This window comes from Microbacterium sp. (genome assembly GCF_036277215.1).
Taxonomy (GTDB): Bacteria; Actinomycetota; Actinomycetes; order Actinomycetales; family Microbacteriaceae; genus Microbacterium.
Window position 1 is genome coordinate 1 of sequence record NZ_DASUNI010000307.1, and the last position, 9,784, is coordinate 9,784.

The 9,784-nt window shown below is 69.0% G+C and carries 10 protein-coding genes and 1 pseudogene; 5 read left to right on the forward strand and 6 right to left on the reverse strand.

Annotated features, from left to right (window positions below; genetic code table 11):
- The first annotated feature begins 132 nt into the window (after positions 1 to 132).
- The 3 genes from VFX99_RS14990 to VFX99_RS15000 all read left to right on the forward strand — a co-directional run bounded on the left by VFX99_RS14990 (position 133) and on the right by VFX99_RS15000 (position 3,023).
- Positions 133 to 1,014, forward strand: a complete 882-nt coding sequence (locus VFX99_RS14990) for an alpha/beta fold hydrolase (protein WP_329667096.1) — start codon at positions 133 to 135, stop codon at positions 1,012 to 1,014.
- 157 nt (positions 1,015 to 1,171) lie between these two features.
- The gene (locus VFX99_RS14995) at positions 1,172 to 2,377 is read left to right on the forward strand and encodes an LLM class flavin-dependent oxidoreductase (protein ID WP_329667104.1); all 1,206 of its coding nucleotides are present in this window, start codon (positions 1,172 to 1,174) and stop codon (positions 2,375 to 2,377) included.
- A gap of 1 nt (position 2,378) precedes the next feature.
- Complete coding sequence (locus VFX99_RS15000; RefSeq protein ID WP_329667097.1) at positions 2,379 to 3,023, forward strand: FMN reductase; 645 nt, start codon at positions 2,379 to 2,381, stop codon at positions 3,021 to 3,023.
- Between the two features lie 29 nt (positions 3,024 to 3,052).
- Here the strand turns inward: VFX99_RS15000 and VFX99_RS15005 are convergent, their stop codons facing one another.
- The 3 genes from VFX99_RS15005 to VFX99_RS15015 all read right to left on the reverse strand — a co-directional run bounded on the left by VFX99_RS15005 (position 3,053) and on the right by VFX99_RS15015 (position 5,917).
- Positions 3,053 to 3,811 (reverse strand): DNA/RNA non-specific endonuclease, encoded by a 759-nt coding sequence (locus tag VFX99_RS15005; RefSeq protein WP_414684399.1) that lies wholly within the window; start codon positions 3,809 to 3,811, stop codon positions 3,053 to 3,055.
- Positions 3,812 to 3,968: 157 nt separating this feature from the next.
- Positions 3,969 to 4,652, reverse strand: coding sequence for a response regulator (locus VFX99_RS15010; RefSeq protein WP_329667099.1), 684 nt, complete (start codon positions 4,650 to 4,652; stop codon positions 3,969 to 3,971).
- Positions 4,649 to 5,917, reverse strand: coding sequence for a sensor histidine kinase (locus tag VFX99_RS15015; protein WP_329667100.1), 1,269 nt, complete (start codon positions 5,915 to 5,917; stop codon positions 4,649 to 4,651). Before VFX99_RS15015 ends, VFX99_RS15010 begins: the two co-directional genes overlap by 4 nt.
- Before the next feature lie 142 nt (positions 5,918 to 6,059).
- Between VFX99_RS15015 and VFX99_RS15020 the strand changes: the two genes are divergently transcribed.
- Positions 6,060 to 7,514 (forward strand): cation:dicarboxylate symporter family transporter, encoded by a 1,455-nt coding sequence (locus VFX99_RS15020; RefSeq protein ID WP_414684398.1) that lies wholly within the window; start codon positions 6,060 to 6,062, stop codon positions 7,512 to 7,514.
- 83 nt (positions 7,515 to 7,597) lie between these two features.
- Here the strand turns inward: VFX99_RS15020 and VFX99_RS15025 are convergent, their stop codons facing one another.
- From VFX99_RS15025 to VFX99_RS15035, 3 genes are read right to left on the reverse strand one after another with little or no spacing between them, the layout of a single operon-like run.
- Positions 7,598 to 7,783, reverse strand: coding sequence for a hypothetical protein (locus tag VFX99_RS15025; protein ID WP_329667101.1), 186 nt, complete (start codon positions 7,781 to 7,783; stop codon positions 7,598 to 7,600).
- 13 nt (positions 7,784 to 7,796) lie between these two features.
- On the reverse strand, positions 7,797 to 8,027 hold the full coding sequence (locus VFX99_RS15030) for a hypothetical protein (RefSeq protein WP_329667102.1): 231 nt from the start codon (positions 8,025 to 8,027) through the stop codon (positions 7,797 to 7,799).
- Between the two features lie 11 nt (positions 8,028 to 8,038).
- Positions 8,039 to 8,224 (reverse strand): DUF5302 domain-containing protein, encoded by a 186-nt coding sequence (locus tag VFX99_RS15035; protein WP_329667103.1) that lies wholly within the window; start codon positions 8,222 to 8,224, stop codon positions 8,039 to 8,041.
- Between the two features lie 382 nt (positions 8,225 to 8,606).
- Between VFX99_RS15035 and VFX99_RS15040 the strand changes: the two are divergent.
- A pseudogene (locus tag VFX99_RS15040) lies at positions 8,607 to 9,784 on the forward strand (polyribonucleotide nucleotidyltransferase); the annotation flags it as partial.

Sequence of the window (9,784 nt, forward strand, 5' to 3'; positions counted from 1 at the left end):
TCATCACGGCGTTCGCAACCCTATCCTGAGCCTCGCGCGCACTGCCGTTCTCCGACGATGGCCGCCTCCTCGGCCGCTCGCGCCGCGCCCCCGAACCCGGAGGTCGTCCGGCGCGATAGTCTCGGCGTCGCGATGACCGAGATCGACCAGGCGCTCGCAAAAGACCGCGCCATACCCGACTTCGACTGGCGCGTCTTCCCGCAGGGAACCGTGCAGGATCTGTTCGCGGCACCGAGCGGCCCGATCGCGCGCGTCCGGCTGGGCGATCCCGACGCGCCGAGGGTGGTGCTGGTCTCGGGCGTGGCCGGATCCAAGGAGGACTTCGTCCTGCTGTTCCCGCTGTTCGCGGGAGCCGGCTATCGGGTCGAATCTTTCGACCTCGCCGGCCATTACGCATCGATCGCCGCCGGACCTGAGAATCTCGATCCTCCCCGCGATCGATACGACTACCGGCTGTTCCTCGACGACCTCATCGCGATCCTCGAAGACGGGCGCACGCCCGCGCACGTGCTCGGCTACAGCTTCGCGGGCCTGGTCGCCGAGCTGGCCCTCGTCGAACGACCCGACCTGTTCGCGAGCCTGACCCTGATGTCGGCGCCGCCGGCCACGGGTCAGGTGTTCCGCGGGGTGAAGCACATCGGACCGATCTCCGACATGCCACCGCATCGCGCCGCCGGGCTCATCCTCTGGGGCATCCGCTACAACCTCAACCGCACTCCGCCGCAGCGGATCGCGTTCGTGCGAGAGCGACTCGGGCTCATCCGGCGACCTGCGATCGACGACATCGTGGGGCTGATGATGACGATGCCCGACGTCGCGGACGAGGTCGCGGCCATCGACATCCCGAAGTTCATCGCGGTGGGCGAACAGGACCTGTGGCCCACGGCGCAGCACGCGTCGTACGCAGAGCGCATCGGTGCGCGACTGGCGGTGTACTCCACCGGCCACGCGCCCTGCGAGACCGCCCCGCATCAGCTGGTGCGCGACATGCTCGAGGTGTTCGGGCGGCGCTGACCGACGAACCCCGCGCTCGCTCGGCCGGGCGGGAATAGATTCTTCTCATCGGTGTTCTATCGAGTACATTCATCTGAATATAACTGGATGCCGCGGCATCCCGAATCGGAGATCGATCGTGAACGACACCAGCACCGCCTCGACGCCGGCCCCGGCCATGCAGTTCGGCATCTTCACCGTGAGCGACATCACCGAGGACCCCACAACGGGGCGCACCCCCAGCGAAGGCGAGAAGATCCGCAACACGAGCACGCTCGCCAAGCATGCGGAGGACGTCGGACTCGACGTGTTCGCCTTGGGAGAGCACCACAATCCGCCGTTCTGGTCGTCCTCGCCCACCACGACCCTCGCCTACATCGCCGCTCAGACCGAGCGCCTCGTCCTCTCGACCGCGACGACCCTGATCACGACGAACGACCCGGTGAAGATCGCCGAGGACTTCGCGATGCTGCAGCACGTCTCGGGGGGACGGACCGACCTCATGCTCGGGCGCGGGAACACCGGACCGGTGTATCCGTGGTTCGGCCAGGACATCCGCCAGGGGCTGCCCCTGGCGATCGAGAACTACGCACTGCTGCACAAGCTGTGGCGCGAGGACGTCGTGGACTGGGAGGGCAAGTTCCGCACCCCCCTCCAGGGCTTCACCTCCACCCCGCGGCCGCTCGACGACGTGCCGCCGTTCGTCTGGCACGGATCGATCCGCACTCCCGAGATCGCTGAGCAGGCGGCGTACTACGGCGACGGCTTCTTCGCGAACAACATCTTCTGGCCCTCCGAGCACTACCAGCGCCTCATCACCCTGTACCGCCAGCGCTTCGCGCACTACGGCCACGGCACACCCGAGCAGGCGATCGTGGGCCTCGGCGGCCAGGTCTTCATGCGCGCGAATTCGCAGGACGCCGTCCGTGAGTTCCGGCCCTACTTCGACAACGCCCCGGTCTACGGCCATGGGCCGTCGATGGAGGACTTCACCGAGATGACCCCGCTCACGGTCGGCTCGCCCCAGCAGGTCATCGACCGGTACGCCGGCATGCGCGACCTGTTCGGCGACTACCAGCGTCAGTTGTTCCTCATGGACCACGCGGGGCTGCCGCTGAAAACGGTCCTCGAGCAGCTCGACATCCTCGGTGGGGAGGTCGTGCCCGTGCTGCGCAGAGAGCTCGCCCAGAACCGCCCGGCGGAGGTACCGGACGCCCCCACCCACGCCTCGCTCGTCGCTGCGAAATACGGCGACCAGGCGCCCCGGCAAACGGTCCCGAACCCCAACCGCGGCGACAACCTCTCCGGCCCGTCGCCGTATCGGGACACGCCCGTCCAGGCGGGATCGTCCTTCGGTGCCGCTGCGACCCGGACGGGAGCGTGACATGACTCCGCGTCGCATCGCCGTCGTCTCGGCCGGTCTGTCCAATCCCTCGTCGACGCGCCTGCTCGCCGACCGCCTCGCCGCCACTACGGTGCGGCAGCTGGCGGAACGTGAGATCGACGTCGAGGTGGACGTGTTCGAGTTGCGCGACTACGCGCACGACATCACGAACAACCTCCTGACGGGTTTCGCGCCGCCGGCCCTCGAATCCATGGTCAACGCGGTCGTGTCGGCCGATGCCGTGATCGCGGTGACGCCGATCTTCTCCACGAGCTACTCGGGGCTGTTCAAGTCGTTCATCGACATCCTCGACCCGGACGCCTTGACCGCAAAGCCCGTGCTGATCGGCGCGAATGCGGGCACGGCGCGCCATTCGCTGGCGATCGACTATGCCATCCGGCCGCTGTTCACCTATCTGCATGCCGAACCCGTCTCGACCGGAGTGTTCGCGGCGTCCAGTGACTGGGGAGCGTCGGGCGACCAGGTCGCCCCGCTCGGCGAGCGCATCGACCGCGGCGCCGCCGAACTGGCCGATGCGATCGCGCGCCGCACACCCGCGGCGTCGGCCGATCCGTTCGACCCGGCGAACTATCTGGGCGAAGGCCGCTCGTTCGGCCACCTCCTCGGCGGTCTCGCGGGGGAGTAGATCGCACCTTCCGGCCGCAGCGCCCCGCGCTACAGCCGGATGTCGGTCACGCTCTCCAGCTCGCTCCACCGACCCGGCCGCGCGGCGGCCACCGGCATCACATCCGCCGCGACGAGCTCGCCGAGGTCGACGGCGGCGATCGCCTCGATGTCGGAGATCGGAACCTGGAAGGTGCGGAAGGACCCCAGGCGGGCCACGGCGATCGCCGCCTCGTCGAGCTCGATGAGCTCGGCCTGATCGAGCACGAAGCCGGCGGCGGCGAGCACCGGCTCTTCCGCCGACCCCTCGGTCCACGCCGCGACCTTCCAGAACCGGCGGGGGATGAGCACGCCGCGGTAGGAGGGGTCGTCGGGATCGAGGACGGGGGCGGTGAACACCGAGAGGCGCAAGGCGCTCGAGCCGGCGAAGTGCAGGACGTGGTCCTCCAGCCCGAGCCACAGCTCTTTGGACTGGTTGAACACGGACGCCTGCGGAGCGGCGTTCGGGTACACGAACGTCGCCTCGGTCGCCGCCCGCGCTTCGGGGATGGTTCCCCAGCCCGGGTCGCGGCGGCGCACCAGGTGACCGCGGTCCAGGTCGTTGTCGCTGTAGAGCCCGGGTCCGGCCTGGTCCGTCGCCGGCACCCGCGGATCCAGTTCCCAGTCCCCGGTCCGCTCCAGGTCGAGCAGTGACGCGCCGTCGATGTTCACCGCGGTCACCGCGGCCAGTCGCCTTCGTGCATCCAGGAGCACGGAGAAATGGAGGTACGCGAGCTCGCGAAGCTCACGGTCGCCGAGCGGCCGCGGCATCCCCACGGCCAGGGACAGGAAGTCCGCGTCGTAGCCCTCGGGTGCTGCTGCCACTGGCGGACTCCTCTGCTTGATCCCAGTCTGGCGCCTGCGGACGACACCGCTCGCCGCGCCGGACCGTGGGCTGACATCGCGACGCGGTCGCTCTGAGCGACGGTCAGGGATGCCAGCCGTACTCCGTCTCGGGACGGCCCGGCGTGCCGTAGCGCGGTGATCTCACGACCTGCCCGGTGTCCGCGAGGTGCTCGAGGTATCGGCGGGCCGCGACCCGCGACATCCCGAGAGCCGACGCGGCCTCGGCGGCGGACAGGGGTCCGCTTCCGCGCACGGCGCCGGTCACGCGATCGAGCGTGTCGGGTGAGAGTCCTTTCGGCAGAGCGACGGATGCCGTCGGCCGGAGTGCGCCGAGCATCGCGTCGATCTCGGACTGCGTAGCGGGTCCGGTCGCCTCGCGCGCGCGCTCCCGATACGCGCGATACTGCTCGAGCCGGTCGCGGAACACCGCGAACGAGAACGGCTTGACGAGGTACTGCGCCACCCCCAGTCCCACCATCTGGCGCACCACGTCCGCATCGCGCACGCCGGTGACCGCGATCACGTCCACGTCCGCAGCGCGCGCCCTGACGTGCCGCAGCACGTCCAGGCCGGTCCCGTCCGGCATCGTCATGTCGAGCAGGACGAGGTCGATGCCTTCCGCCGGCGGACGCTCCAGGATCGCCGACACCGCCGCTCGCGCCCCGGTGCACTCGGCGACGACCCGGAATCCGTCGACCCGCTCCACGTAGGTCCGATGCAACTCGAGGGTGAGCGCGTCGTCATCGACCAGAAGGACCGAGATCATGGGCGCCGTCCCGGCAGGATGACCTGGAACGTGGTCGGCGCCGACGACAGGTCCACCGCGCCGCCCGCCCCTTCGACGATCGACCGCACCAGGGCCAGTCCGACTCCGCGGCCGTCGGAACCCGCAGGCTTGGTCGAGAAGCCGTGCTCGAAGATGCGCTCGCGAAGCTCGTCCGCCACGCCGGACCCCGAATCGGAGACGGACAGAGCCAGAGCGCCACCCGGGGCGGGTGCGAACGCGACCCGCACCCACCGCGGATCCGCTCCGCCGGCGGCTGCGTCGAGTGCGTTGTCGATCAGGTTGCCGACCACCGAGACCGCGTCGACCGGGCTCAGGGCGCTGCGCGGTGCGGTGGGGTCGATCTCTGCGCTCCAGTCCACGCCCCGCTCGCGGGCCTGCGCGGCCTTGCCGAGCAGGAGCGCGCCCACGGTGGGGTCGCCGTCCCTGCGCGCGGCGACCTGATCGACGAGTTCCTGGCTCTGCCGGGAGGTCTCGGTCAGGATGCCGATCGCCTCCTCCGTGCGGCCGAGCTCGAGCAGGGCCACCGCGGTGTGCATGCGATTGCCGTGCTCATGGGTCTGCGCGCGCAGCGCCTCACCGAGCGTGCGCACCGATTCGTACGACGAGACCGCGTCGCGCACGGTGCTCGCCGGAAGATCTCCGGCGATGCGCCGTGTGAGGCGACGCGCGAGCAGCGCGGCGGCCGCGCCGACGGCTGCGAGGGCGATCGCGACGCCGAGCACGAACGGCAGCCGTCCCCACACCTGCCCCCACACGTTGCCGACCGTCACCCCTGCCGCGACCAGACCGACCACCTCGGCGCCGTCGCGGACGGGCACGACCGAGCGGACCGATGGTCCGAGGGTGCCGGTGAACTCCTCCGTGACAGTGCCCCCCGCGGCGGCTTCGTCGATCGTGCCGAGATACCTGCCGCCGATCTGGGTCGGATCCGGGTGGGTGAGGCGGATCCCGTCCGGCCGCATGATCGTGATGAAATCCAGCGGCGTGTCCGCGGTGATCTCGAGCACCACGGGCTGAAGAGCGGCGGTCGTGGCGGCATCCGACTCGTCCATCGCGGCGGTGACCGTCGGCATGGAGGCGATCGTCCGCGCCAGCGACAGCGTCAGCGTCTCAGCCTCCGCGCGCTCGGCCGCCTGGGCGTCGACGGTGAGGAGGACGGCCAGCAGCGCCGCGATCGCCACGACCGCGCTGAGGAAGGCCAGGAAGACACGGGATGCCGCGCTCGCGGCGCGTGTGGCAGCCATACGCCTCCTCGCGTTCGGGTCAGGTTGAGACCAATACGACCACAACCCGGCGCATCCGGCATCCGTCGCGCACAGTGATCGCAGGACGGGTGCCGCAGCGGCGACCCGGAACAGAGAAGTTCGAACCCTTTCGGAGGCGAAGATGGCTCAGATCCCCAGAACCCAATCGTTCAAGCTCCCCGGCTACAACTGGCGACGCGGCAAGACCTCGTGGGACCGGCACACGTGGCTGTACATCGCGGTCATCATCGCGGTCGTGCTGGGTGCCACCATCGGCCTCATCTGGCCCGACGTCGGAGTCGCACTCGAGCCCATCGGCAAGGGGTTCGTGGCGCTCATCAAGATGATGATCGCGCCGATCATCTTCTGCACGATCGTGGTGGGCGTGGGCTCGATAGCCAAGGCGGCCACGGTCGGCAAGATCGGCGGCCTGGCCCTGCTGTACTTCATGATCATGACGACCTTCGCCCTGGCGATCGGTCTCGTGGTGGGCAACCTGATCCACCCTGGCGAGGGCCTGAACATGTCGAACTCGACCTACGACGCGAGTGCGACGGAGGCCAAGACGACGCAGGAGTTCATCCTCGGCATCATCCCGACGACGTTCTTCTCGGCCTTCACCGGCGAGAGCGTGCTCCAGGTGCTGTTCATCGCGCTGCTGGTCGGCTTCGCGCTGCAGCAGATGGGACCCAAGGGCGAGCCGATCATGAGCGCCGTCAAGAACCTCCAGGCGCTGGTGTTCCGGATCCTCGGCATGATCCTGTGGCTCGCCCCGCTGGGAGCGTTCGGCGCGATCGCCGCGGTCGTCGGCAAGACCGGCTTCGCCGCGATCGTGAGCCTCGGCATCCTGATGATCGCGTTCTACATCACCTGCGCGGTGTTCATCTTCGGCATCCTCGGCACGCTCCTGTTCGCCGTGACGCGCATCAACATCTTCAGCCTGATGAAGTACCTGGCTCGCGAGTACCTGCTGATCGTCGGCACGTCGTCCTCCGAATCGGCGCTTCCCCGCCTGATCGCGAAGATGGAGCACCTCGGTGTGGCGAAGCCCGTCGTGGGCATCACCGTGCCCACGGGGTATTCGTTCAACCTCGACGGCACGGCGATCTACCTCACGATGGCCTCGCTGTTCATCGCCGCCGGGATGGGCACCCCGATGAGCATCCCCGAGCAGATCGGGCTCCTGTTGTTCATGGTCATCGCGTCCAAGGGCGCGGCCGGGGTCACCGGCGCCGGCCTGGCGACGCTGGCCGGCGGTCTGCAGGCCTACCGCCCCGACCTGGTGAACGGCGTCGGCGTCATCGTCGGCATCGACCGCTTCATGTCGGAGGGTCGTGCGATCACGAACTTCACCGGCAATGCCGTGGCGACGGTGCTGATCGGAACCTGGGTGAAGGAGTTCGACTCCACTCGGGCCCGCCAGGTCCTGCGCGGCGACCTGCCGTTCGACGAGACCACGCTCTCCGGCGACGACCACGACGGGATGTCGGGGGCGAAGGATGCCGTCGGCACGCAGGGTCTGGAGGAGGCCGCGGTCGCCGAGGCCGAGGCGAGCCAGTCGCGTGCGCAGGAGCGGGCAGCCGCCCTCAGCCGCTGACGAGCGCGTCGTCCGGGTCCGTCCGCCGCGTGCGGGCGGGCCCGACGCGTGCGCGGACCGATCCCGAAGTGGGGCGGAGGAACTCAGTCCTTCCCGTCGAGTTCGCCGGCCTCCCTCGCCGACTCGCGCTCCTCGAGCTCGAGCTCGTCGACGTCGTCCTCGACCGACTCGAGGGGGTCGAGCGTCGCAGGCGGCGTCGCGAACTCCTCCGCGTCATCCAGAGGCACGTCGCGTTCGTCGTCGGGATTGCGTTCTTCGAAGCCGCTCATCGCGTGCCTCCGATCACTCCTCGCCGTATGGCATCAGATCGTCGGCGGCGACGTTCCCGGCCACGATCTGCGATTCGGCCCCGCCCTCGGCGACGGCCTCCTGGTCCTCGTCGACAGAGCCGGCGTCGAACGGGTCGAGCGCGCCGTCGCTGTCGTCGGGGTCGAGCTCGGGATCCTTCCCGGCCAGGTCGGGCAGGTTGTCGGCCTCGCGGTCGATCTCGTGGAACGTGGGGTCGAAGACCATGTCGGCTCCTCTCAGCCGCTCTTGCGACGGAACTCGCGCTTGGTCTGCACGGGCCCGTGCGTGCCGTGCACGGGGGAGTCCCCGTCCAGGTGCGCCTCCCCGTCGCGCTGCTTCGCGTTCTTCTTGTCCAGCGCGTCCTTGAACTTGCGCTTCATCTCCTCGGATGCCTCACCGGCGGGCTTCTCTTCGGTGCTCATGACCCCCACCCTAGGCATCCGCTCACCGCCGCCGCCACCCTGGGCCGCGTCGGCGGCGCCTCGAGGCACCGGCGCGGAGCCCGTGCACTGGTAGGCTGACTCGGGATGCCTTGCGGCATCCGCTCAATTGAACACGAGCTACACGGAGCAGGCCGGCAGCAAGCTGGTCCCCTGTGGTGGGTTCCCCGTCGCGCATGCGCCGGGTGGTCTTCTACTGGTGACCAGCGCAGGTACTCCGCGACGGAATGTCGCGCGCCGATAATCTGCCTGTTCCTGCTCCTTCGCACGCTCGCGCGTCACATGGATCCGCGAGTGTAAAGAAGGGCACCGCGCCGCCGCATCGCTTGCGGAGCGCGCGCCATAACAGAAAGAGAGAGACCTCTTGGAAGGTCCTGAAATCACTGCCGCCGAAGCCGTTCTCGACAACGGCCGTTTCGGCACCCGCACAGTCCGGTTCGAGACCGGACGCCTTGCGCAGCAGTCGCAGGGTGCAGTCGCCGCCTACCTCGACGAGGAGACGATGCTCCTCTCGGCCACCAGCGCCGGAAAGAGCCCCCGTGAGGGCTTCGACTTCTTCCCCCTGACGGTCGATGTCGAGGAGCGCTCGTACGCTGCCGGCAAGATCCCCGGATCGTTCTTCCGTCGTGAGGGCCGTCCCTCCACCGAGGCGATCCTCGTCTGCCGTCTCATCGACCGGCCGCTGCGACCGTCGTTCGTCGACGGCCTCCGCAACGAGGTCCAGATCGTCGTGACGGTGCTCTCGATCGCGCCGGGTGAGTTCTACGACGCCCTCGCGATCAACGCGGCGTCGCTGTCGACCCAGATCTCGGGCCTTCCGTTCTCCGGTCCGATCGCCGGCGTCCGCCTCGCGCTCATCCCCGGCCACGGCGACAACGCCGATCAGTGGATCGCGTTCCCGACCGTCACCCAGCTGGAAGAGGCCGTCTTCGACCTCATCGTCGCCGGTCGCGTTCTCACGGATGCCGACGGCAACGACGATGTCGCGATCATGATGGTCGAGGCGGAGGCCACCGAAGGCAGCTGGAACCTGATCAAGGGCGGTGCGACCAAGCCGAACGAGCAGGTCGTGGCCGAGGGCCTCGAGGCCTCGAAGCCCTTCCTGAAGCAGCTCGTCGCCGCTCAGAACGTCGTCGCGAACACCGCGTCGAAGGAGATCAAGGAGTTCCCGGTCTTCCTGCCGTACAGCCAGGAGACCTACGACTTCGTCGCGCACCGCGCGTACGACCGCCTTGTGTCGATCTACCAGATCGCCGACAAGGTCGAGCGTCAGAACGCCGACGACGCGCTCAAGGATGAGGTCAAGGGCCAGCTGCTCGAGGCCGTCGAGTCCGGCGAGCTGCAGGCCGTCGCCACGCTCGAGTTCTCGGCCGCCTACAAGTCGGTCACGAAGAAGATCGTCCGCGGACGCATCCTCGCCGAGGGCGTGCGCATCGACGGACGCGGCCTGGCCGACATCCGTCCGCTGGACGCCGAGGTGCAGGTCATCCCGCGCGTCCACGGCTCGGCGATCTTCCAGCGCGGCGAGACCCAGATCCTGGG